The sequence below is a fragment of the Variovorax sp. Varisp85 genome (assembly GCF_047304045.1).
Lineage (GTDB): Bacteria > Pseudomonadota > Gammaproteobacteria > Burkholderiales > Burkholderiaceae_C > Variovorax.
The window spans coordinates 14043-37350 of the sequence record NZ_JBGLYN010000028.1 but is presented as its reverse complement, the minus strand read 5'-3'; the positions used below and the strand labels follow the sequence as shown (position 1 = coordinate 37350).

The window sequence follows — 23308 nt, the reverse complement described above, 5'->3', positions numbered from 1 at the left end:
ATGCCCTGGACCCAAGACCAGATGGCGGCCCGCGCCGCGCAAGAACTCGAAGACGGCTTCTACGTCAACCTCGGCATCGGCATTCCGACGCTGGTGGCCAACCACACCGGCACCAAGGAAGTGTGGCTGCAGAGCGAGAACGGCATGCTCGGCATCGGCCCGTTCCCGACCGAGGACAACGTCGACGCGGACCTCATCAACGCCGGCAAGCAGACCGTCACCACGCTGCCCGGCTCGGCCATCTTCGGCAGCCATGACAGCTTCGCGATGATCCGCGGCGGCAAGATCAACCTGTCGATCCTCGGTGCGATGCAGGTGAGCGTGAAGGGCGACCTCGCCAACTGGATGATCCCCGGCAAGATGGTCAAGGGCATGGGCGGCGCGATGGACCTCGTGGCCGGCGTGAAGCGCGTGATCGTGCTGATGGAGCATGTGGCCAAGAAGAAGGACGGCACCGAGGACCTGAAGATCCTCGAACAGTGCACGCTTCCGCTGACCGGTGTGGCCGTGGTCGACCGCATCATCACCGACCTGGCCGTGATGGACGTGGTGCCCGAAGGCCTGAAGGTCGTCGAGCTGGCGCCGGGCGTGAGCTTCGATACGCTGCAGGCCAAGACGGGTGCGAAGCTGATCCAGTAACAAGGCTGCGAACGCAACGACGACAAAGGGCAGGGCCGCGCAAGCGGGCCCTGCCTTTTTTCCTGGAGAGACGGAATGAATGCAAGCGAAGTTCTGGGCGACATCTGGCAGCAGGCGGGCCTGCCCGCCGAAGCCTTGGTGTTCGCGCGATTGACGGGCGCCGACCCTGTGCTGCCGTCGTCCTTCGCGGTCGGCGCAGCGGCGCAGAGCACCATCGCGGCGGCCGCGCTCGCGGCCTGCGAACTGGGGCACCGGCGCGGCACGGCGCGGCAGCAGGTCGGCGTCGACATGCAGCATGCGGCACTCGACTGCACCGGCTGGTTCAGCCTCGACGGCCGCGTGCCCGACCCGTGGGACGCCTTCTCGGGGCTGTACCGCTGCGCGGACGGCTGGGTGCGCGTGCATGCGAACTTCGCGCACCACCGAGACGGTGCATTGCGCTTGATGAAGCTGGACCCGGCCACCGCCACCCGCGCCGACGCCGAGGCTGCGATGGCCGGCTGGCGCGCGCTCGATTTCGAAGAGGCGGCCTCGGCACTGGGATTGGTGGCGACCGCGCTGCGGCGCTTCGACGAGTGGGATGCGACGCCGCAAGGGCAGGCTATCGCGGCCCAACCGCTCTTCACGCTTGAGCGCATCGGCGATGCGCCACCGCTCGCACTGCCGCCGCTGCGCGAAGACCAGCGTCCGCTGAGCGGCCTGCGTGTGCTCGACCTCACGCGCATCCTCGCGGGACCGGTCGGCGGCCGCGCGCTCGCGGCCTATGGCGCCGACGTGATGCTGGTCAATTCGCCGCAACTGCCGAACATCGAAGCCATCGCCGACACCAGCCGCGGCAAGCTCTCGGCGCACGTGGACCTGCGCACCGACGAAGGTCGCGCCGTGCTGCACGGCCTCGTCGCCGACGCACACGTCTTCGTGCAGGGCTACCGTCCCGGCGGCATCAAGGCGCTGGGCTTCGGCCCCGAGGCGCTGGCGCGCGAGCGGCCGGGCATCGTCTGCGTCTCGCTCACGGCCTACGGCACGCAGGGGCCGTGGGCTGACCGGCGCGGCTTCGATTCGCTGGTGCAGACTGCCATGGGCTTCAACCATGCCGAGGGCGAGGCTGCAGGCGACGGCAAGCCGCGCCCGCTGCCCATGCAGATCCTCGACGAGGCCACCGGCTACCTGATCGCCTTCGGCGCCGCTGCGGCGCTCTGGCGCCAGCAGCGGGAAGGCGGCAGCTGGCATGTGCAGGTGTCGCTGGCACAGACGGGGCAGTGGCTGCGCGGGCTGGGGCGCGTGCCGAATGGGCTGTCGATCGCGAGGCCCGATATCAAGCCGTACGTCGAGACCTCGGCTTCCGGCTTTGGTGAGCTCGCGGCGTTGCGCCACAGTGCGCAGCTGCCGCGAACGCCTGCGGCATGGCCGCGGCCGTCGATGCCGCCGGGCAGCGATGCGCCGGTGTGGCCGGCCGTCACGACCGGGTAGGCGCTGCGCATCACTGGGCGAGGGGCGCGCGTCTACTCCCCGGCCTGCGCTGGGGCGGGGATCGGCAGCCCCTCGAAGCCCTTGAATTCCTGGAGCGAGAAGCTCGTGCGCACCTGCCGCACGCCGGGCAGCCGATGCAGCCGGGTCTGCAGCAGCGTGGAGTAGTGGTCCAGGTCGCGTGCCACGACCACCAGCATGAAATCCTCGGGCCCGGAGATGCCGTGGAACATCACTACCTCGGGAATGGCCTGGACTGCCTCCTCGAACTCGGTGGAGCGGGCGTCGTTCTGGTGGTCGATGCCGATCATCACGAACGCCATGACCCCATACCCCAGCGCGCGACGGCTGAGCCGGGCCTGGTAGCCGGCGATCAGCCCGCTTTCTTCCATGCGTTTGATGCGGCGCCAGCAGGGCGATTGCGACAGCTGCGTCATCTGTGCGAGCTCGCCCGTGGTGAGCCGTGCGTTGTCTTGCAGCGCCTTCAACAGCTTTCGGTCGGTCAAATCGAGGTCGGTTTGCATAATTATTTCTTCAAATTGAAAAATTCGAATAAACATACCTCAAATTGATATATGTAGGGTTCAACACTACGTTATTTGTGGATTTGATGCATAGCATTGCGTGAAATTCAGAAGCAAGACCGGTCCCGGTTGCGCTTTTCCTGCCCCCTCCAGAAGCTCCAGCCCCCACGACCATGTCCATGTCACCGCCCCCCCTGTTCGCCCACGTTCCGTCCTATGCCGGCGACCCCATCCTGTCCTTGATGGAAGACTTCCAGAAAGATCCGCGGACGAACAAGGTCAGCCTCAGCATCGGCATCTACTTCGACGGCGCGGGCCGGCTGCCCGTCATGGAAGCCGTGCGCAAGGCCGAGACCGCATTGCTCGACGGCATCGGCCCGCGTCCGTACCTGCCGATCGAAGGCGTGGCGGACTACCGCCAGGCCGTGCAGCGCTTGCTCTTCGGTGCCGGGCACGAGGCCGTGGCCAGCGGCCGCATCGCCACGCTGCAGACCCTCGGCGGCTCGGGCGGGCTCAAGGTGGGCGCCGATTTCCTGCGCCGCTACTTCCCCGAGTCCCAGGTCTGGGTCAGCGACCCCACCTGGGAGAACCACCGCGCGCTGTTCGAAGGCGCGGGCCTGGCCGTCAACACCTACCCCTACTACGACCCGGCCACCGGAGGCCTGTGCTTCGACGAGATGCTGGCCAGGCTCGCGACCCTGCCGCGCCACGGCATCGTGCTGCTGCACGCGAGCTGTCACAACCCGACCGGCGTCGACCTCTCGCCGGCCCAGTGGCAGGCGCTGATTCCGGTGCTGCGCGACCGCGGCCTGATCCCGTTCGTCGACATCGCCTACCAGGGCTTCGGCGACGGGTTGGACGAAGACGCCTTCGCGCTGCGCGCGCTCGCCGACGCGGGTCTGCAATTCTTCGTGGCCAATTCCTTCTCCAAGAACTTCTCGCTGTACGGCGAACGCTGCGGCGGCCTCAGCGTGGTGTGCGCCGACAGCGCCACGGCGCAGACGGTGCTCGGACAGCTGAAAGCCACGGTGCGCGCCAACTACTCGACGCCGCCCACCCATGGGGCGCGCATCGTCGCCACGGTGCTGCGCAGCGCCGAGCTGTTCGCGCTGTGGACGCAGGAAACCGCGCAGATGCGCCAGCGCATCCGCGCCATGCGCGAGCGCCTGCACGCCGCGCTGGACGAAAGATTCCAGGGCCGGCGCAACTTCGACTACCTGCTCACGCAGCGCGGCATGTTCAGCTACACGGGCTTGAACGAAGCGCAGGTGACCCGCCTGCGCGACGAGCACGCGGTGTACCTGGTCCGCTCGGGCCGGATGTGCATCTCGGGCCTGACCGACGGCAACGTCGATCACGTGGCGGCGTCCATGGCCGCCGTGCTGGGCCGATGACACAGCCGGCGAGGAATACCATGAAAGAGATCATCGACGTCGGCCTGCCCGCGCTGAGCCAGCCGTTTTCCTGGGCCGTGAAATCGGCCGGCCTGCTGTTCACCGCGCACGGCCCCGTGCGCTCCGACGGCAGCATCGACACCGGCGCCGTCGACGATCAGGCTCGCCTGACCTTCGCCAACCTGCGCCGCGCGCTCCATGCTGCCGGCGGCACGCTGCACGACGTGACCCAGGTGCTGATCTACATGACCGACGTGCAGGACATGAAGGCCATCGACGCGGTCTATCGCGAGTTCTTCGAGGAGCCTTACCCCAACCGGTCGAGCATGGGCGTCAACGGCCTCGTGGTGCCCGGCATGAAGCTCGAGATCGTGGCCTACGCCGTGATCCCCGAGCCTCCTGCATCCGCATGACCTTCCAAAATACGAGGAGATGACGATGTCCAGCAGCTTTCAGGAAATATCGAACAGGGAAAAGGGCCTGCAGAAGGAGCTTTCCGCAGGCCAGATGGCGATGATCGCGATCGGCGGAGCCATCGGCACCGGCCTGTTCCTCGGCAGCGGCTTCGCCATCGGCCTGGCCGGCCCCAGCGTGCTCGTGAGCTACGCGATCGGCGGCCTCATCGCGCTGCTGCTGATGGGCTGCCTCGCCGAGATGACCGTGGCGCATCCCACCTCGGGCTCGTTCGGCGCCTACGCCGAGCACTACATCGGCCCGTGGGCCGGCTTCATCGTGCGCTACGTCTACTGGTCCTGCGTGGTGCTGGCAGTGGGCACCGAGGTCACGGCCATCGGCGTGTACATGGCGTACTGGTTTCCCGGCTCGCCGCAGTGGCTCTGGGTGGTGCTGTTCTCGGCACTGCTGATCATGGTCAACGCCATGAGCGTGAAGGCCTTCGGCTTCGTCGAGTACTGGTTCTCGATGGTCAAGATCGTGGCCATCGTGCTGTTCATCCTGATCGGCGCCTACGTGGTGTTCGGCTCGCGCCCCGCCGGCATCGGCCTGGACAACTACGCCGTGCAGGGAGGCTTCTTTCCCAAGGGCGTGTGGGGCACCTGGGTGGCGGTCGTGGTCGCCATCTTCAGCTACATGAGCGTCGAGACCATCGCCGTCGCCGCCGGCGAAGCCAAGGACCCGGAGCGCGCGGTGACCGGTGCCTTCCGCGCCACCATGCTGCGCCTGGCGGTGTTCTACCTCGCATCGATCGCGTTGATGCTGGCCATCGTGCCGTGGAACGCCACCAACGCCGACAAGAGCCCGTTCGTGAAGGTGATGGAAATCATCGGCATTCCCGGCGCCGCCGCGGTGATCAACTTCGTGGTGCTGATTGCCGCACTGTCGGCCATGAACAGCCTGCTCTACATCGCCACGCGCATGATGTTCAGCCTGTCGCGCGCCGGTCATGCGCCCAAGCGCTTCGGCCGCATCCGCGGCAACGGCGTGCCGGTCGACGCGCTGGCGATCTCCTGTGCCGGCATTGCCATCGCCACCGCGCTGAGCGTCGTCGCGCCCGAGCAGTCGTTCGCGCTGATGATGGCCATCGCCATGTTCGGCGGCCTGTTCACCTGGTTCATGATCTTCGCGACCCACTGGTTCTTTCGCCGCCGCTGGGTGAAGGAAGGGCGCCCCGGCCCAGGCTTCCGCATGTGGGGCTTTCCGTGGCTCACGCTGCTGGGCGCGGGGCTGGTGCTGGCGATCCTGGTCACCACATACTTCACGCCGATGTTCAGGTTGACGCTGCTGGTGGGCCTTCCGTTCCTGGCCGTCCTGGTGGTGGTGTACCTGGCCTGGTACCGCCCGCTTTCCGGCGGTGCGGCGCTGCCGGCCCGGGCACGCCGCTAGGCGTCCAGCGCGGCGCGCACCTTCTCGCCCAGTCCGCGCAGCCGTTCGACCGGCTCGTTGGAAAACACGAAGCGCAGGTACTGCGCGCCATGCGTCTCGCCCCAGCCCTTCATCGCGGTGGCGCACACGCGATGCTTCAGCAGGCGCTCCGACAGCGTCTGCCCGTCGATGCCGAAGTCGCTCGCACGCAGCAGCAATGACCAGCCGCCCGCGGGCACGCCGACCGGCAGTCCCTTGAGTTCATCGAGCACCGTGTCGCGCCGCCGCTCCAGTTCGCCCACATACGGCGCGAGCGTGTGCGCCGATTGCGCCAGCGCCGTGGCCACCGCGTCCTGCGCAATCCCCACGGGCACCACCACGTTCGCGAGCGACACGGCCACGAGGTCCGGCATGTAGCTCTCGGGTGCCACGGTCCAGCCCACGCGCCAGCCGATCATGCGCAGCTCCTTGGCCGATGAACCCACCGTGATCGTGCGTTCGGCCATGCCGGGCAGGCCCGCGGGGTGGATGACCTCGCGGCCGTCGTACAGCAGGCGTTCCATGGCGGTGTCGAGGATCAGCGTCAGGTCGTGCCGCACGCACAGCGCGGCGATGGTGCGCCAGTCGTCCGCGTCGAAGTACCCGCCCGTCGGCATCGACGGCGACATCAGCAGCATCACGCGCACGCGGGGGCCGATGGCCGTTTGCAGCGCGGCGCGGTCCAGCTTCCATTCGCCGCCGGGGTTGAATGCAAAGGGCACGTACTTCGGCGTGCCGCCGGCGAGCCGGATGCGGTTGAGCAGGCCGGCGTAGGTCGGATCGGTGACCAGCACTTCGTCGCCCACCTCGACGGTTGCGAGCAGCGCGTTGAGGATGCCCGAGAGCCCGCCGGCCGAGATCACGCAGTTGCGTGCGTCGTAGGCAACGCCCGAGAGCGCGGACACATGCCGCGCCGCGATCTCGCGCAACCGGGACTGGCCGACGAACGGGAGGTAGCTGTTGTCGGCGTCTTCCGAGGCGGCACGCACGGTGCGCGCGATGGCATCGGGGGCGGGCGGGATGTCGACGTCGAGGTTTTCCAGCCGCAGGAACCGCGGGCCGTCCGCGTCGTCGGCGATCGCGCCCATGCGGTCGACGCCGATGCCTGCGATGTGTTCCAGGCGGGCGGGGCGGTGGCGTGGCATGGGGCGAATCTCCGTGTCGGGGTTGGCTTGCTACGGGGCCGGCCTGCGCGAACGGGCCGGCCGCTGCTGCGACGCGCCATTCTCATCGCCGGGCGGGGCCGGGAGCAACAGCGCCTGCCGGGCCTGCGCCGTCTCGCGCAGGAAGCTCCACACCGCCTGCATGCGCGCCAGGTGCTTGGTTTCCTCCGGCATCGACATCCAGAAGGTGCGCGTGAAGTTCGCCTGCCCCGGCAGCACGGGCCGCAGCGCGCTGTCGTTCTCGGCGATGAAGGCCGGCAGCACCGCGATGCCCGCGCCCGCCGCCACCGCACTGTGCTGCGCGAGCACGCTGGTGCTGCGCAGCGCGAAGCTGTCAGGGCGGTGCAGTTCGTCCAGGTACTGCAGCTCCTTGCTGAACAGCAGGTCGTCTACGTAGCTGATGAAGGTGTGGCCGCGCAGGTCTTCACGCGTCCTGATGGGCTTGTGCGCTGCCAGGTACTTCTTCGACGCATAGAGCCGCAGCGTGTAGTCGGTGAGCTTGGTGACGACCACCGGTCCGCGCGCCGGCCGTTCGAGCGAGATCACGATGTCGGCTTCGCGCCGCGACAGGTGCACGAGCCGCGGCATCGCGAGCAGGTCGATGGTGAGCTTCGGATGCTGCAGCGCGAACAGCGCGAGCTGCGGTGCGAGCACCACGGTGCCGAAGCCCTCGGTGGCGCCGATGCGCACCAGCCCCGACAGGCCCTCCTGCGAGGCCGGCGCGGTGCTCTCCACGGCCTGGAAGGCGCTCTCCATCGCCTCGACCTGCGGCTGCAGCCGCCGGCCGGCCTCGGTAAGGCGGTGGCCGCCCGCTTCGCGCGAGAACAGCGGGGCGCCGACCTCCTTCTCCAGCGCCTGGATGCGGCGCGCCACCGTGGTGTGGTCGACCTCGAGGCGGCGCGCGGCGCTCATCAGCGTGCCGGAGCGGGCGAGTTCGAGGAAGTAGCGCAGGTTGTCCCAGTCCATGTGTGTTCGGGTTCTCGATGGAGGTTTGCATCCTCTGCGTCTTGTTCCGCATTCTGCATTTATGCAAAACCAAGGTGCAGATTTGTCTATTGTCATGGCAAATATGCAAAGCTAGGATGCACGCTGTACCGGCCCCCGACCGGCATCGCTTCCCGAGATTCACAGGAGACAAACCCCATGGACGCCACCACCACCCCCTCGACGCAAGTCGCCACCGTCAAGCTGCTGATCGGCGGCAAGCTCGTCGAGTCGAAGACCACCGAATGGCGCGATGTCGTCAACCCGGCCACGCAGCAGGTGCTGGCCCGTGTGCCCTTCGCCACGCAAGCCGAGCTCGACGCTGCCGTGGCCTCCGCCAAGGAGGCCTTCAAGACCTGGCGCAAAACCCCCATCGGCGCGCGCGCCCGCATCTTCCTGAAGCTGCAGCAGCTCATCCGCGAGAACATGAGCGAGCTGGCTGCCATCCTCACGGCCGAGCAGGGCAAGACGCTGCCCGACGCCGAAGGCGACGTGTTCCGCGGCCTCGAAGTAGTGGAGCACGCATCGAACATCGGCAACCTGCAGCTGGGCGAGCTGGCCAACAACGTGGCCAACGGCGTCGACACCTACACGCTGCTGCAGCCGCTGGGCGTGTGCGCCGGCATCACGCCGTTCAACTTCCCGGCCATGATCCCGCTGTGGATGTTCCCGATGGCCATCGTCACCGGCAACACCTTCGTGCTGAAGCCTTCCGAGCAGGACCCGATGGTCACCATGCGCCTGTGCGAACTGGCACTCGAAGCCGGCATTCCGCCCGGCGTGCTCAACGTGGTGCATGGCGGCGAAGCGGTGGTCAACGGCATCTGCGACCACAAGGACATCAAGGCGATCAGCTTCGTCGGCTCGACCAAGGTCGGCACGCACGTCTACAACCGCGCCACGCTGGCCGGCAAGCGCGCCCAATGCATGATGGGTGCGAAGAACCACGCCATCGTGATGCCCGACGCGAACAAGGAGCAGACGCTCAACGCACTGGCCGGCGCCAGCTTCGGTGCAGCCGGCCAGCGCTGCATGGCCGTGTCGGTCGCGGTGCTGGTGGGCGAGGCACGCAACTGGGTGCCCGAACTCATCGAGAAGGCCAGGACGCTGAAGATCGGTGCGGGCACCGAGAAGGGCGTGGACGTGGGGCCGCTGGTGTCCTGCGCTGCCTACGACCGCGTGAACGGTCTCATCGAACGCGGCGAGGCCGATGGTGCCAAGCTCGTGCTCGACGGCCGCAAGCCCACGGTGCCCGGCTACGAGAAGGGCAACTTCGTCGGCCCGACGATCTTCACCGGCGTGAAGCCCGGCATGTCGATCTATGACCAGGAAGTGTTCGGCCCGGTGCTGTGCATCGCCGACGCCGAGACCATCGACGAAGCCATCGAGCTGATCAACAGCAACCCGAACGGCAACGGCACGGCGATCTTCACGCAGTCGGGCGCGGCCGCCCGCCGGTTCCAGGAAGACATCGACGTGGGCCAGGTCGGCATCAATGTGCCGATTCCGGTGCCGGTCCCGATGTTCTCGTTCACCGGCTCGCGCGCCTCGAAGCTCGGCGACCTGGGGCCGTACGGCAAGCAGGTCATCATGTTCTACACGCAGACCAAGACGGTGACGGCGCGCTGGTTCGACGACAGCACCGTCTCGCACGGCGTCAACACCACGATCAGCCTCAAGTAAGAAGTCCGCCGGATGGACTTCGAACTTTCCGAAGAGCAGCGCGCTTTCGCGCAAAGCGCGCGCGACTTTGCGCAGGCCGAGTTCGCGCCCCATGCGGCGCAGTGGGACGCGGAGGCCGTCTTCCCGAAGGAGGCCATCGCCAAGGCCGGCGAACTGGGCTTCTGCGGACTCTATGCGCCCGAGCGCATCGGCGGCCTCGGACTGCCGCGGCTCGATGCGGCGCTGGTGTTCGAAGAGATGGCCGCGGTCGACCCCTCGACCACGGCCTTCATCACGATCCACAACATGGCGACGTGGATGCTCGGCACCTGGGCCACCGATGCCGTGGCGCAGCAGTGGGGCGAAGAACTCACGAGCGGGCGCAAGCTCGCGTCGTACTGCCTGACGGAGCCGGGCGCGGGCTCCGATGCGGGTTCGCTGAAGACGCGCGCCGAGCTGCGGGGCGCCGAGTACGTCATCAACGGCGGCAAGGCCTTCATCTCGGGCGCGGGCTCGACCGACGTGCTGGTGCTGATGGCGCGCACGGGCGGCGCGGGCGCCAGCGGTATCTCGGCCTTCGCGGTGCCGGCCGACGCGCCCGGCGTCAGCTACGGCAAGAAGGAGCACAAGATGGGCTGGAACAGCCAGCCCACGCGAAGCATCAACTTCGACAACGTGCGCGTTCCCGCGCAGAACCTGCTGGGCAAGGAGGGCGAGGGCTTTCGCATTGCCATGAAGGGGCTCGACGGCGGGCGCATCAACATCGCGACCTGCTCGGTGGGCGCGGCGCAGGGGGCGCTCGACGCGGCCCGCCGCTACCTGCACGAGCGCCAGCAGTTCGGCAAGCCGCTCGCGAGCTTCCAGGCGCTGCAGTTCAAGCTGGCCGATATGGCGACCGAACTGGTGGCGGCGCGGCAGATGGTGCGGCTGGCGGCATCGAAGCTCGACGCCGGGCATGCCGACGCCAGCACCTATTGCGCGATGGCCAAGCGCTTTGCGACCGATGCGGGCTTCAACGTCTGCAACGACGCGCTGCAGCTGCATGGCGGCTATGGCTACCTGAGCGAATTTCCGCTGGAGCGGCTGGTGCGCGATGCGCGCGTGCACCAGATCCTCGAAGGCACCAACGAGATCATGCGTGTGATCGTTGCGCGAAAATTGCTGGAGGGCGACAGCGATATCCGCTGAAGTTTTCGCATCCAGAACCTCTCAAGACAATGACCGACTCCGTAGTTCTCTTCGACGAAATCAAGACCGCCGGCGGCCAGCGCTTCGGCGTTGCCACCCTCAACGCGCCGGCTTCGCTCAACGCGCTCTCCGTGGACATGGTTCGCCTGCTCACGCCCAAGCTGCGCGAATGGGCGAAGGACGCAGGCATCGTCGGCGTCCTGCTGCAGGCCGCGGGCGAGAAAGCCTTCTGCGCCGGCGGCGATTTGCGCCAACTCTACCAGACGCTGCTCGACTGCGGCCCCGAGCGCAACACCTACGCCGAAGACTTCTTCCGCGAAGAGTACGAACTGGACCACCTGATCCACACCTTCCCCAAGCCCTTCCTGTGCTGGGGTCACGGCATCGTGATGGGCGGCGGCGTGGGCTTGCTGGCTGGCGCCTCGCACCGCGTGATGACGCTGCAAAGCCGCATCGCCATGCCCGAGATCAACATCGGCCTGTACCCCGACGTGGGCGGCAGCTGGTTCCTGCGCCGCACGCCGGGCCGCACGGGCCTGTTCCTCGCACTCACTGCCGCGAACATCAACGCGGCAGACACCATCTTCTGCGGGCTGGCCGACGTGCTGGTGCCGCAGGAGCGCAAGGGCGAGGTGCTGGAAGCCGTCGCTTCGACGAAATGGGCCGGCGAGAACAAGGCCGACCGCGCCACGCTGTCGCGCATCCTCGCCAAGGCGGGCGAGGGCACCGAGATGCCGCCATCGAAGGTGCGCGAGCAATACGACACCATCAATGCGCTGATGGCGGGCGACGACCTGCTCGACATCGCAAGGCGTTTGCGCGATCTGCAGAGCGATGACACATGGCTGCAGACCGCAGCCAAGACCTTCGCCAAAGGCGCACCCAGCTCGGCCGCGCTGAGCTTCGAGCTGTGGCAGCGAGTTCTGCGCATGTCGCTGGCCGAGGTGTTCCGTCTCGAATACTGGGCCTCGCTCGGCTTCTGCGCGCACAAGGACTTCGCCGAAGGCATCCGCGCGGTGCTGGTCGACAAGGACCGCAATCCGCGCTGGAGCCCCGCGACGCTCGAAGAGATCACGCCAGCATTCATCGAAGATCATCTGCGCCCGCGCGGCGAGATGCCGGTCGAGCTGGCGTCGCTGGTCTGATCCACACGCATAGATTCCTGCACAGAACAACGGAGACAAGACATATGAAGATCGCATTCATCGGCCTCGGCAACATGGGCGGCCCGATGGCCATGAACCTGCTCAAGGCAGGCCATACGCTCAGCGCCTTCGACCTCTCGGCCGAGGCCTGCAAGAAATTCGGCGCCGAAGGCCTGCCCATTGCCAAATCGGCGGCCGAGACGGTGGCCGATGCCGAGGTGGTCATCAGCATGCTGCCGGCCAGCGCGCACGTCGAGGGGCTGTTCCTCGGCAGTGGCGGCAAACCCGGCCTGCTCGACAGCATCCGCGCCGGCACATTGGTGATCGACAGCAGCACCATCGCCGCAGCCACCTCGCGCAAGGTGGCCGAAGCCGCTGCCGCCAAGGGCGTTGCGATGATCGACGCGCCCGTATCGGGCGGCACCGGCGGTGCGATGGCCGGCACGCTGACCTTCATGGTCGGCGGCGAGACGGGTGACCTGGAGCGCGCGCGCCCGGTGCTCGAAAAAATGGGCGCCAACATCTTCCACGCCGGCGCGGCCGGCGCGGGGCAGACCGCGAAGATCTGCAACAACATGCTGCTGGGCATCCTGATGATCGGCACCTCGGAGGCGCTGGCGCTGGGTGTGGCCAACGGGCTCGACCCCAAGGTGCTGTCGGAGATCATGCGCCGCAGCTCGGGCGGCAACTGGGCGCTGGAAAAGTACAACCCGATGCCGGGCGTGATGGAAACGTCGCCCGCCTCGAAGAACTACGCGGGGGGGTTCGGCACCGACCTGATGCTCAAGGATCTGGGCCTGGCGCAAGAGAACGCGACCGCCGTGCGCGCGGCCACGCCCCTGGGTGGGCTGGCGCGCAGCCTGTATGCCGCACACAGCCTCGCCGGCCACGGCGCGCTCGATTTCTCGAGCGTGCTGAAGCTGGTGCAGAAGGCTTCCTGAAGCGGGCTCTGTGATCAGCCGTAGTGGGAGTGCAGGGCCCACAACAGGCCGATCACCACCACGAAGAGCACCGCAAAAAGCGCCCAGGCACGCATGACTGCCTGGTTCTCCGTGATTTCGGCGGGAGCTGCCTCGGGAGGCTGGCTAGGAGCGGCGGGCGGCGGTTGGGTCATTCCCGACTGTACCCCGCGTCGAGGCGGCCGGGGCGAGCTTTGCAGAAGCGTCCATCCGCGACATCGCCCACATGATGCCGGCCGCCACGAGGTTGGCGCCCACGCTGGACAGGATCGGCAGCATGTAGCTGCGGCTGATGTCGAAGGCAAAGCCCGCGGCGGCGGGGCCGACCAGCGTGCCGAAGGCCACGCTGGTGTAGAGCACCCCGATGATCGCGCCGATGTTGCGGCCGCCGAAGTAGTCCATGACCAGCGCCGGCAGCAGCGCGACGAAACCGCCGTAGAACGCGCCGTAGAAGAACGCGAACACGGCCAGCCCCGGGAAGCCGCTGGACGCCGCCCACACGAGCAGCGACAGGGCCATGCCCGTCGACATCAGCAGCATGGTCTGCGCACGCCCCATGCGGTCGGCCAGCCCACCGAGAAAGAATCGCCCGGCCGTGCTGCCGACGCCGATGGCGCCCAGCAGCAGCACCGCGGAGGCGTTGGGCACGCCGTGGTCCAGGGCGTAGGGCACGAGGTGCACGAAGGGCACGAACAGGCCGAACGAGCTGATGAGGCAGGCCGCATACAGGCCGGCGAAGCGCCTTGAGCGCACTGCATCGCGCACCGTGAAGCCTTCGGGCCCGGCCGAAGCGGCCAGCGGCTGCGGCGGATCGCCGTCGGGGCCGAGCCCCCGGTCGCGCGGGTCGTTTTCTATCAGCAGTGCCATGCCCACGCCCACCACCACCGCCAGCCCGCCGAGTGCCAGGTAGGCGTGCCGCCAGCCCAGGGTTTGGATGAACAGCGACGCCAGCGGCGGCATCACCAGCGTGCCCACGCCGATGCCGCTCACCGCCAGCCCCGACGCGAAGCCGCGCCGCCTGACGAACCAGCGCTGCACCGCGCCCAGCACCGGCACATACGACGCGCCAACCCCGAGGCCGACGCCAAGCCCGTAGGCCAGGTAGATCTGCGTGAGGCTCTGCGCCTGCCCCGCAACGGCCAGCCCCAGCCCGACCAGCACCATGCCGGCGACGGCCAGCCGCCGCGAACCCCAGCGGTCGGCCAGCGGCCCGCTCAGCACGCCCAGGCCGAAGTAGAGAAAGCCCGCCAGCGAGAACACCAGCGACACCGAGCCGCGCGAGGCGCCGAAGTCTTTCTGCAGCGATTCGAGAAAGGCGCTGAAGGTGTAGGCGCTGCCGAAGCCGACCAAGGTCACGGCGAAGGCGCCCGCGACCACCAGCCAGCCTCGGAAGAGGCCCCCGTTGCTCAACGGATGGCCTCCATTGGATGGATCAGAATATTTGAATTCATAGTTGCGAGTGGCGAATCAGATCGGTTTTCTTCTTTCCCTGCGTGTGCCAATATTCCTGCTTCGAGGATCGCTTCGCAAACCAGAATTTCTGACCGGTTCGGATCAGATTGGCTAAACCATGGAGCATCAACTCCCACCGCTCAACGCTCTGCGCGCCTTCGAGGCCGCAGCACGCCATCTCTCGGTGAAGAATGCCGCGGACGAACTGTGCGTGACCCCGGGTGCCGTGAGCCAGCTCGTCAAGACGCTGGAGCTGCACCTCGGCGTGGAGCTGTTTCGCCGCGTCAACCGCGGCATCTTCCTGACCGATGCGGGCCAGGCCTACCTGCCGCCGGTGCGCAATGCCTTCAGGCAGATCAGCGACGCCACGCAAAAGGTGGCCGTGCCTGCGGACACCGGCCTGCTCACCGTGAGCGCCACGCCGTTCTTCGCTGCCGCCTGGCTCGTGCCGCACCTCAAGTCATTCCAGAAAGCGCATCCCGGCATCGACCTGCAGGTGCGGGCCAGCAACACGCTCGCCGATTTCTCGCGCGACGGCATCGATGTGGCCATCCGCCACGGCATGGGCCGGTACCCCGGGCTTGCCAGCCAGCGCGTGCTCACGGTCGAGATGGTTGCCGTCGCCGCGCCCGCGCTGGTCGCCGAGCACGGCAAGCCGAAGAAGCCGGCCGACCTGCTGCAATGGCCGCGCGTGAACGACGCGGAACGCAAGGGCTGGCACATGTGGTTCGAGGCACAGGGCGTTGCTGACACCGGCCCGGCCCGCGGGCCGTCGTTCGACGATGCGGGGCTGCTGGTGGGCGCGGTGCAGGCGGGGCAGGGCGTCGGCCTGCTGCCCGCGGCCCTGGTGGCGAACGACGTCGCAGAAGGCCGGCTGGTGCGGCTCTTCAGGGCCGCATGGCTGGAAGACTTCGCCTATTACCTCGTGTACCCGCAGGCCAGCCACGATCGGCCGAAGGTGGCGGCCTTCCGCGCCTGGATCGGCGAGGCGATGCGCCGCGGTCAGACGGCGGCGAGAAAGTCGCCGGCGTCCCCGCCTTCGCATTTCCAGTCGGCAAAGACACCGACGAGGCTGCAATTGGTGCAGCGGCAGCCGAGGTAGTACCAGCGCACGTCGGTGCTGTCGGCATGGAGTGCTACGCCCGAGAGCAGCTCGAAGGCTTCGGCGCCGCAGACGCATTCGTGGTTCTCGAACTCGGCTTCGTCTGCGTATTCGGCGCTGTCGCCCATCAGGTGAACGTTGCCGCAGGCCGTGCAGGTGCGCCGCGCCGCGCCCGTGTCTTCGTCGGTCTCGAGCTTGAAGACGCGTCGACCGCAGCTGCATGCCGATGCCGCGAACCGCGTGGCCGGGTAGGCGTTGGCCTGGCTGTAGCGCTGCATTTCGGCCTGGGTGTCTTCCGAACCATCGCCGTACCAGTAGCGGCCTTCTTTCTTCAGAGCCATCGGGTCTTCCTGTCCTCGAGTGTGGATGCGAAGTCGCGATTCTGCAGTGCCATTGCTACAGCAGCTCGATCCCCGGCAGGCTCTTGAAGCAACTCTCGCGCGTGATGCGCACGAAGTCCGCCAGCCATGGCTGCCCCGACGTGCCCCGCGTGCACGCCATGTAGAGCCGCCCCGTCAGCCCTTTGCTGCCCACGCGGCGAGCCGTGACGTAGCCGCGGTCGAGGTAGTTCTGCACCGCCCACAGCGGCAGCGTCGCCACGCCGCGCCCGCTCGCCACCAGTTGCAGCATCGCCACCGTGAGCTCGGTGGTGCGGCGGTGCGCGGGCTCCACGCCCGCCGGCGCCAGCACCTGCCGCACGATGTCGAGCATGTCGTCGGGCACGGGGTAGGTGATGAGCGTCTGGTTGGCGAAGTGGCGCGCCGTCAGATACGCCTTGGCTGTCAGTGGATGGTCGTTGGCCAGCAGCGCCATGATCTCGAAGCGAAACAGCGCGTGGTAGTCGACGGTTTCGTCGGGGTCTTCCTCGGACACGATCGCCACCTCGGCGCGGTTCTGCAGTACCAGCGCGATCGGGTCGGGGTGAAAGCCGGAGACGATGTCAAGCTCGATCTCGGGCCAGCGCTGGCGGAACGCGTCCATCGCCGGCATCAGCCAGTCGAAGCAGGTGTGGCACTCGACCACGATGCGCAGCTGCCCGCTGCGCCCCAGCGCGAGCCGGGCCACGTCACGCTCGGCTTCCTCGATGAGCGGCAGGGCGGTGTCGGCCAGCTGCAGCAACCGCAGGCCGGTGGTGCTGAACTGGGGCGGCACCGACTTGCGTTCGAACAGCTGCGCGCCGTAGCGGTCCTCGAGCAGCTTGATCTGGTGCGACAGCGCCGATTGCGTGAGGTTGAGCAGCTGCGCTGCGCGCACCAGGCTGCCGGTGTCGCGCAGCGCGATGAGCGTGCGCAGGTGGCGTATTTCGAGGGTCGACTGCGACATGAAAATTATTCAATCGAATGGGCAAAAGGTTTCGTTTGAATCATATGCCCCAAACGCCGACCATTGCAGGCTCCCAAGATCAGCGATTACTACTTGCAAATGACCACCCGTATCCACACCCTCGGCTTTCCGCGCATGGGCGCCCACCGGGAACTCAAGTTCGCCCTCGAAAAGCACTGGCGCGGCGAGATCGATCGCGCCTCGCTCGAAGCGGTCGGCGAAGAACTGCGCGCGCGCCACTGGCAGGCCCAGCGCGATGCGGGACTCGACTTCGTGACGGTCGGCGACTTTGCATACTACGACCACGTGGCCAACCATATCCAGCTGCTCGGCTGCGAGCCGTCGCGCTTCGGCTTTCATGGCGGCGAACCCGAACTTTCGCGTTACTTCACGATGGCGCGCGGCGTGGAAAGCGAAGCCGGCCACGTACACGACGACAGCTGCAACCACGCCGAAGGCACTTTCGCGCTGGAAATGACCAAGTGGTTCGACACCAACTACCACTACCTCGTGCCCGAGTTCGATGCGGCCACGCAGTTCAAGCTCGTGTCGACGCGCCTGTTCGACGAAGTGGCGCAGGCGCAGCAGGCCGGGCACGCGGTCAAGGCCGTGCTGCTCGGGCCACTGAGCTTCCTGTACCTCGGCAAGGAAAAGGAAGCCGGCTTCGACCGCTTCTCGCTGCTCGACTCGCTGCTGCCCGTCTATGAACAGGTGCTTCGGCGGTTGAAGCAGCAGGGCGTGGAATGGGTGCAGATCGACGAGCCCATCCTCGGCCTCGACCTGCCCGACGCGTGGCGCAACGCCTTCGAGCGCGCCTACTGGCAACTGGCCCGCAGCGCGCCGAAGCTGCTGCTGGCCACGTACTTCTCGCCGCTGTCGGACAACCTGCGCCTGGCCTGCCAGCTGCCGGTGGCGGGCCTGCACGTGGACGCCGTGCGTTCGCCGCAGGAACTGACGGGCGTGGCCGACTGGCTGCCGGCGCACAAGGTGCTGTCTGTCGGCGTGGTCGATGGCCGCAACATCTGGCGTACCGACGTCGATGCCGCGCTGGCCAAGCTCAGGCCAGTGGCGGAGAAGCACAAGGGCGAGCTGTGGATCGCGCCTTCGTGTTCGCTGCTGCATGTGCCTTTCAACCTCGAGGCCGAGACGAAGCTCGACACCGAGCTCAAGTCGTGGCTCGCCTTCGCCATCGAGAAGCTCGACGAGCTGCGCGTGCTGCGCGCGGCCATCGACGGCGATGAAGCCTCGGTCGCAACCGAACTGGTGGCCGCCCGCGCGGCAGTGTCGGCACGCCGAGCCAGTCCGCGGGTGCACCGCGCCGACGTGGCCCTGCGCCTGGCGCGCAGCGTGGCCGGCGACGACAGCCGCGTGTCGGTCTTTGCGCTGCGCCAACCGGTGCAGCGCACGCGCTTCGCCTTGCCGGCGCTGCCGACCACCACCATCGGCTCGTTCCCGCAGACGCCGGACATCCGCGCCGCGCGCGCCGCCTTCAAGCGCGGCGAGCTCGACGCCGCCGGCTACCGCGAGAAGATGCGCGCCGAGATCGCACTCGCCGTGCGCAAGCAGGAGGAACTGGGCATCGACGTGCTGGTGCATGGCGAAGCCGAGCGCAACGACATGGTCGAGTACTTCGGCGAGCAGCTCGACGGCTTCGCCTTCAGCGCCAACGGCTGGGTGCAGTCGTACGGCTCGCGCTGCGTGAAGCCGCCGGTGATCTTCGGCGACGTGGCGCGCCCGGCGGCGATGACAGTGGAGTGGAGCGCCTATGCGCAGAGCCTGACGAAGCTGCCGATGAAGGGCATGCTGACCGGCCCCGTCACCATCCTGCAGTGGTCTTTCGTGCGCGACGACCAGCCGCGCGCCACCACCTGCGAGCAGATTGCCTGGGCGATCCGCGACGAGGTGGTCGACCTCGAAGGCGCGGGCATCGGCATCATCCAGATCGACGAACCCGCGATTCGCGAAGGACTGCCGCTGCGCCGCGCCGGCTGGCCTGCGTACCTGAAGTCGGCCACGCGCGCCTTCCGCATCAGCGCTTCAGGCGTGCGCGACGAGACGCAGATCCACACGCACATGTGCTATTCGGAGTTCAACGACATCCTGCCGGAGATCGCGGCAATGGACGCCGACGTGATCACCATCGAGACCAGCCGGTCCGACATGGAACTCCTGCGAGGTTTCGGCGGCGAGAACGATGCGGGTGGCTTCCGCTACCCGAACGAGATCGGCCCGGGCGTGTATGACATCCACTCGCCGCGCGTGCCCTCGGTCGACGAGATCGTGCGCCTGATGCGCAAGGCCGCGGGCGTGGTGCCGCACGAGAACCTCTGGATCAACCCCGACTGCGGCCTCAAGACCCGCGGCTGGCCCGAGACCGAGGCGGCGCTGTCGAACATGGTGGCCGCAGCGAAGCTGCTGCGAAAGGAACTGGTTCCCGCTTGAGGTGAGGAGGGGCAATGCGGGCGCGCCAATAATGGTGGCATGCTTTGCCCAGACCGTCTCTTCCCGTTCCGTTTCTCCCTGTTGCTCCTGTTGCTCCTGGCCCCCGTGATGGGCTGGGCGCAGAACCGCGCGGAAGCGCTGCTGCAGTTCGAAGGCGTGCAGGCGCGCTATGAAGCGTCCTATGCGCCCGGTGCCGTCGCGCGTGGTGCGAGGGAACTGCTGGAGCCCGATGACCAGGCCATTGCCGACAAGGCACTCAAGGCGCTGGACACTGCCGCCGGCCGTGCGTTCAACACCAGGGCCTCCGTGGCCGCGATCCAGCAGGAAGTAGCGTTGGCCGGCAACGGCGGTGCCGCTCCCGGCCCGCAGGTGCTGGCCGCCGTGGCGCATCTCGTGAAACTGCGCACCGACTACGCCGCCATGACCGAGGCCGGCAAGGCCGAGTTCTTCAGCCGCGAGCGCGCCAAGCCCGCCGATCCGGTGCGCACCGAACTGCTCGAACGCATGGCCGTGGCGGAGGTGCGCGAGATCGACTTCTCGAGCCAGTTGCTGATGAGCGCGGTGGTCAAGCAGCTCGCGCGCGGCAACGGCGGCCAGCTCAGCTCGCTGCCGGACCGCACACTGGACATGGCACTCGACACGCTGTGGTCGCGCGGCGTAACGTCGACGCGCCCACGCAACCTGATGATCGTGGCGCGCGAATTCGAGAAGCAGGTGACGCAGGCACAGCTCGCCGCGCTGCCCGATGCGGACGTGGCCGCATTGCTGGCCTGGCGCAACGACCCCCAGGCGGCAGTCGAGCGCGAGGCCCTGGTGGGCACCTACCGCGCAGAGGTCAAGGGGAGCGGCGCGGTCGCGCTCCGGACGCTGGTGCGCGCCTGGCCGCGCTCCTGATCGCGCCTGCCGCCGGTGCTGCCGCATAGGGCATGAACCGGCTCTGGTTCTCGTCCACGGCCAGCGGCCGGCCCACGAACGGAAACGCGCGCTGCGGGCAGGTCTCGCGTTCGCACACCTTGCAGCCCGCGCCGATGGGCGTGGGCACGTCGGGGTCGCGCAGGTCCATACCCTTCGAATAGACCAGCTGCGTGGCATGGCTGATGTCGCAGCCCAGCCCGATCGAGAAGGTCTTGTTGGGCGAACCGTAGCCGCGGTAGCCGTGCGACACCGTGCGCGCGATCCAGAGGTAGGCGCGCCCGTCGGGCATGCGCGCGAGCTGCGTGAGTACGCGCCCGGGCTGCGCGAAGGCCTCGTACACGTTCCACAGCGGGCAGGTGCCGCCCGTCTTCGAGAAGTGGAAATGCGTGGCCGACTGCCGCTTCGAGATGTTGCCCGCGCGGTCGACGCGGATGAGGAAGAAGGGCACGCCACGCGCATCGGGCCGCTGCAGCGAGCTCAGGCGGTGGCAGATGGTCTCGAAGCCCACGCCGAAGCGGCGCGCCAGCTGGTCGATGTCGTAGCGCAGCAGCTCGGCGGTTTCGAGGAACTCGCTGTAGGGCAGCAGAAGCGCCGCGGCGAAGTAGTTGGCCAGGCCGATGCGCGTGAGCGAACGGGCCGTGTCGCTGGACAGCGGCGCGGTCGCCACCAGCGCTTCGAGCATGTCGCCGAGCTCCAGGAAGGCGAGCTGCGTGGCGAGCTGGAATGCATGCTGCCCGGGCTCCAGGTGAGGCGAGAGCCGGAGCACGCGCGAGGCCGGGTCGTAGCGCCGCAGCGCACCGGCTTCACCATCTTCGGCGGGCACCACCTGCACGCCGTGCGCTTCGAGCAGCCGGCGCGCGAGGCGGTCGCCGGGGTTGCCTTCGCGCAGGCGCCATTGCGCGGCGAAGGCCTCGGCCGCGTCGTCGAGCGGTGCGATGTGGTTCTGGTGCGCGAAGAAGAAGTCGCGCACTTCCTCGAAGGGCATGGGCCGCGCCTGAGGCAAGCGTGCGAGATCGCCACGGCCGTCACCCAGTTCGCCCGCCAACGCTTCGAGCCGTTCCATCGCATCGCGGTGCCGCTGATGCAGGGCCACCAGCGCGCGGCCCACGGCCGGCATCTGCGTGGCCACCTCGCGCAGCTCGGCCAGCGCGACCGCGTCGCCGCCTGGGTTGTCGGCCAGCGCCTCGCGCAAGCTGGCGATGAGCCGCGCTTCCTCGTCTTCCGAGAAGGCCTGGATGTCGACGCCCAGCGTGGCATGCAGGCGCAGCAGCACCGGCACCGTGAGCGGCCGCTGGTTCTGCTCGATCTGGTTCAGGTAGCTGGGCGACAGGCCCAGCTGCTGTGCGAGCGCGAGCTGGCTCAGGCCGCGCTCCTCGCGCAGGCTTCGCAGCCGCACGCCCATGAAGGTCTTCTTCATCGTCTGTGTCCGTTGTTCGCAAGATTCGCAAATCTGACCGCGTTTCCTTCGCAATCATTCGCCAATTCAGGTCTTCATTATGGGCACGATCTTGCGTAAATTGCGAATCATGCAAGGCACTCGCGGCTCGGTCCGTCTCATCGAGGTGGTGTTCCCGGAACACACCAACCACTACGGCACGCTGTTTGGCGGCCAGGCGCTGCAGCTGATGTCTAAGGCTGCCTTCCTGGGCGGCCGGAGCTTCGTGCGCGGCGACGTGGTGATGGCGCGCTGCCGCGAGGTGATGTTCCATGCGCCGGTGCGCCTGGGCAGCACGCTGGTGCTCGAAACGCACGTCTCGCGCGCCGGCCGCAGCTCGCTCACCGTGCGTGTGCGCGGCTGCGTGCAGGACGTGGCTACCGAGGCGCTTGCATGCGTGCTCGAAGGCGAGTTCGAGATGGTGGCGGTCGACGCCGCCGGACGCCCGAGGCGCATGGCGCGCCTCGCCGAAGCAATTTCCGAGGAGATCGTATGACCACAGACACCGCAAGCCCCACCGGCTTCAAGCCAAAGAAATCCGTCGCGCTCTCGGGCGTGCCCGCGGGCAACACCGCGCTGTGCACCGTGGGGCGCACGGGCAACGACCTGCACTACCGCGGCTACGACATCCTCGACATTGCCGACGTCTGCGAGTTCGAGGAAATCGCGCACCTGCTGGTGCACGGCAAGCTGCCCAGCAGCGCCGAGCTGCGCGCCTACAAGGGCCGGCTGAAGGCGATGCGCGGCCTGCCCGCGAGCGTGAAGGAAGCGCTGGAGCGCCTGCCCGCCAGCGCGCATCCGATGGACGTGATGCGTACCGGCGTCTCTGCGCTCGGCTGCGTGCTGCCCGAGAAAGACGACCACTCGCTGCCCGGCGCGCGCGACATCGCCGACCGGCTGATGGCATCGCTCGGTTCGATGCTGCTGTACTGGTATCACTGGTCGACGCAGGGGCGGCGCATCGAGGTGGAGACCGACGACGACTCCATCGGTGCGCACTTCCTGCACCTGCTGCACGGCCGCGCACCCTCGGCGAGCTGGGAGCGCGCGATGCACACCTCGCTCAACCTCTATGCGGAGCACGAGTTCAACGCCTCGACCTTCACCGCGCGCGTGGTGGCGGGCACGGGCTCCGACGTGTACTCGGCCATCACCGGCGCCATCGGCGCGCTGCGCGGGCCCAAACATGGCGGCGCCAACGAGGTCGCCTTCGAGATCCAGAAGCGCTACGACACTCCCGATGAGGCCGAGGCCGACATCCGTCGCCGCGTCGAGGCGAAGGAAGTGATCATCGGCTTCGGCCACCCGGTCTACACCGTGTCGGACCCGCGCAACGTGGTCATCAAGTGCGTGGCGAAGCAGCTGTCGGAGGAGGCCGGTTCCACCCGCATGTACGACATTGCCGAGCGGCTCGAAAAGGTGATGTGGGACGCGAAGAAGATGTTCCCCAACCTCGACTGGTTCAGCGCCGTGAGTTATCACATGCTGGGCGTGCCGACCGCAATGTTCACGCCGCTGTTCGTCATTGCGCGCACCAGCGGCTGGGCCGCGCACATCATCGAGCAGCGGCAGGACAACAAGATCATCCGCCCGAGCGCCAACTACACCGGTCCCGAAGACCAGACCTTCGTTCCCATCGCCAACCGCTGAAAGC

General features: G+C 67.7%; 21 protein-coding genes. 14 read left to right on the top strand and 7 right to left on the bottom strand.

What is annotated here, in order from left to right:
- Together ACCC97_RS13410 and ACCC97_RS13405 are read left to right on the top strand one after the other, a co-directional pair.
- Nucleotides 1–639 carry a 3-oxoacid CoA-transferase subunit B gene (locus ACCC97_RS13410; RefSeq protein ID WP_007834518.1) on the top strand — a complete coding sequence of 213 codons (639 nt, stop codon included), beginning with the start codon at nucleotides 1–3 and terminating at the stop codon, nucleotides 637–639.
- A gap of 75 nt (nucleotides 640–714) precedes the next feature.
- Nucleotides 715–2109 (top strand): CoA transferase, encoded by a 1395-nt coding sequence (locus ACCC97_RS13405; RefSeq protein ID WP_007834519.1) that lies wholly within the window; start codon nucleotides 715–717, stop codon nucleotides 2107–2109.
- 32 nt (nucleotides 2110–2141) lie between these two features.
- On the opposite strand, the gene ACCC97_RS13400 is transcribed toward ACCC97_RS13405, so the two are convergent.
- Entirely contained in the window at nucleotides 2142–2630 is a 489-nt protein-coding gene (locus ACCC97_RS13400) for an Lrp/AsnC family transcriptional regulator (protein ID WP_007834520.1), read from the bottom strand.
- Between the two features lie 194 nt (nucleotides 2631–2824).
- Between ACCC97_RS13400 and ACCC97_RS13395 the strand changes: the two genes are divergently transcribed.
- Genes ACCC97_RS13395 through ACCC97_RS13385 form a run of 3 tightly spaced genes read left to right on the top strand, consistent with a single transcriptional unit; the run spans nucleotide 2825 to nucleotide 5866 of the window.
- The gene (locus ACCC97_RS13395) at nucleotides 2825–4024 is read left to right on the top strand and encodes an aromatic amino acid transaminase (RefSeq protein WP_193386559.1); all 1200 of its coding nucleotides are present in this window, start codon (nucleotides 2825–2827) and stop codon (nucleotides 4022–4024) included.
- 20 nt (nucleotides 4025–4044) lie between these two features.
- Entirely contained in the window at nucleotides 4045–4437 is a 393-nt protein-coding gene (locus tag ACCC97_RS13390) for a RidA family protein (RefSeq protein WP_413333273.1), read from the top strand.
- Between the two features lie 25 nt (nucleotides 4438–4462).
- Complete coding sequence (locus ACCC97_RS13385; protein WP_007834523.1) at nucleotides 4463–5866, top strand: amino acid permease; 1404 nt, start codon at nucleotides 4463–4465, stop codon at nucleotides 5864–5866.
- Here the strand turns inward: ACCC97_RS13385 and ACCC97_RS13380 are convergent.
- Together ACCC97_RS13380 and ACCC97_RS13375 are read right to left on the bottom strand one after the other, a co-directional pair.
- A complete protein-coding gene (locus ACCC97_RS13380) occupies nucleotides 5863–7029 on the bottom strand; it encodes a pyridoxal phosphate-dependent aminotransferase (protein ID WP_413333270.1) in 1167 nt (388 codons plus the stop codon). The genes ACCC97_RS13385 and ACCC97_RS13380 overlap by 4 nt on opposite strands.
- A gap of 30 nt (nucleotides 7030–7059) precedes the next feature.
- Entirely contained in the window at nucleotides 7060–8013 is a 954-nt protein-coding gene (locus ACCC97_RS13375; RefSeq protein ID WP_007834527.1) for a LysR family transcriptional regulator, read from the bottom strand.
- 177 nt (nucleotides 8014–8190) lie between these two features.
- Between ACCC97_RS13375 and ACCC97_RS13370 the strand changes: the two genes are divergently transcribed.
- The 4 genes from ACCC97_RS13370 to mmsB are packed head-to-tail and all read left to right on the top strand — an operon-like array spanning nucleotide 8191 to nucleotide 12967.
- On the top strand, nucleotides 8191–9714 hold the full coding sequence (locus ACCC97_RS13370) for a CoA-acylating methylmalonate-semialdehyde dehydrogenase (RefSeq protein ID WP_413333268.1): 1524 nt from the start codon (nucleotides 8191–8193) through the stop codon (nucleotides 9712–9714).
- Between the two features lie 12 nt (nucleotides 9715–9726).
- Nucleotides 9727–10881, top strand: a complete 1155-nt coding sequence (locus tag ACCC97_RS13365; RefSeq protein WP_007834531.1) for an acyl-CoA dehydrogenase family protein — start codon at nucleotides 9727–9729, stop codon at nucleotides 10879–10881.
- A gap of 29 nt (nucleotides 10882–10910) precedes the next feature.
- The gene (locus ACCC97_RS13360; protein WP_413333266.1) at nucleotides 10911–12026 is read left to right on the top strand and encodes an enoyl-CoA hydratase/isomerase family protein; all 1116 of its coding nucleotides are present in this window, start codon (nucleotides 10911–10913) and stop codon (nucleotides 12024–12026) included.
- A gap of 44 nt (nucleotides 12027–12070) precedes the next feature.
- Nucleotides 12071–12967 (top strand): 3-hydroxyisobutyrate dehydrogenase, encoded by an 897-nt coding sequence (gene mmsB, locus ACCC97_RS13355; RefSeq protein WP_413312174.1) that lies wholly within the window; start codon nucleotides 12071–12073, stop codon nucleotides 12965–12967.
- A gap of 144 nt (nucleotides 12968–13111) precedes the next feature.
- Here mmsB and ACCC97_RS13350 read toward each other — a convergent pair whose 3' ends face one another.
- Nucleotides 13112–14395 carry an MFS transporter gene (locus ACCC97_RS13350; RefSeq protein WP_413333264.1) on the bottom strand — a complete coding sequence of 428 codons (1284 nt, stop codon included), beginning with the start codon at nucleotides 14393–14395 and terminating at the stop codon, nucleotides 13112–13114.
- Nucleotides 14396–14555: 160 nt separating this feature from the next.
- Between ACCC97_RS13350 and gcvA the strand changes: the two genes are divergently transcribed.
- Nucleotides 14556–15539 (top strand): transcriptional regulator GcvA, encoded by a 984-nt coding sequence (gene gcvA / locus ACCC97_RS13345; RefSeq protein ID WP_413333262.1) that lies wholly within the window; start codon nucleotides 14556–14558, stop codon nucleotides 15537–15539.
- Here gcvA and ACCC97_RS13340 read toward each other — a convergent pair.
- Together ACCC97_RS13340 and ACCC97_RS13335 are read right to left on the bottom strand one after the other, a co-directional pair.
- Entirely contained in the window at nucleotides 15440–15880 is a 441-nt protein-coding gene (locus tag ACCC97_RS13340; RefSeq protein WP_413333260.1) for a hypothetical protein, read from the bottom strand. The two genes, gcvA and ACCC97_RS13340, sit on opposite strands and share 100 nt — an antisense overlap.
- Before the next feature lie 55 nt (nucleotides 15881–15935).
- A complete protein-coding gene (locus tag ACCC97_RS13335; protein ID WP_007834548.1) occupies nucleotides 15936–16862 on the bottom strand; it encodes a LysR family transcriptional regulator in 927 nt (308 codons plus the stop codon).
- A gap of 99 nt (nucleotides 16863–16961) precedes the next feature.
- Between ACCC97_RS13335 and metE the strand changes: the two genes are divergently transcribed.
- A complete protein-coding gene (gene metE, locus ACCC97_RS13330; RefSeq protein ID WP_413333258.1) occupies nucleotides 16962–19304 on the top strand; it encodes a 5-methyltetrahydropteroyltriglutamate--homocysteine S-methyltransferase in 2343 nt (780 codons plus the stop codon).
- A gap of 81 nt (nucleotides 19305–19385) precedes the next feature.
- A complete protein-coding gene (locus ACCC97_RS13325) occupies nucleotides 19386–20198 on the top strand; it encodes a hypothetical protein (protein WP_413333256.1) in 813 nt (270 codons plus the stop codon).
- Here ACCC97_RS13325 and ACCC97_RS13320 read toward each other — a convergent pair.
- Nucleotides 20140–21636 (bottom strand): short-chain fatty acyl-CoA regulator family protein, encoded by a 1497-nt coding sequence (locus tag ACCC97_RS13320; protein WP_413333254.1) that lies wholly within the window; start codon nucleotides 21634–21636, stop codon nucleotides 20140–20142. The genes ACCC97_RS13325 and ACCC97_RS13320 overlap by 59 nt on opposite strands.
- Before the next feature lie 109 nt (nucleotides 21637–21745).
- Here ACCC97_RS13320 and ACCC97_RS13315 point away from each other — a divergent pair, with 109 nt between their 5' ends.
- Together ACCC97_RS13315 and prpC are read left to right on the top strand one after the other, a co-directional pair.
- Complete coding sequence (locus ACCC97_RS13315; protein ID WP_042673565.1) at nucleotides 21746–22150, top strand: acyl-CoA thioesterase; 405 nt, start codon at nucleotides 21746–21748, stop codon at nucleotides 22148–22150.
- Entirely contained in the window at nucleotides 22147–23304 is a 1158-nt protein-coding gene (gene prpC, locus ACCC97_RS13310; protein WP_007834557.1) for a 2-methylcitrate synthase, read from the top strand. The genes ACCC97_RS13315 and prpC overlap by 4 nt, the downstream gene beginning before the upstream one ends.
- Nucleotides 23305–23308 lie beyond the last annotated feature (4 nt).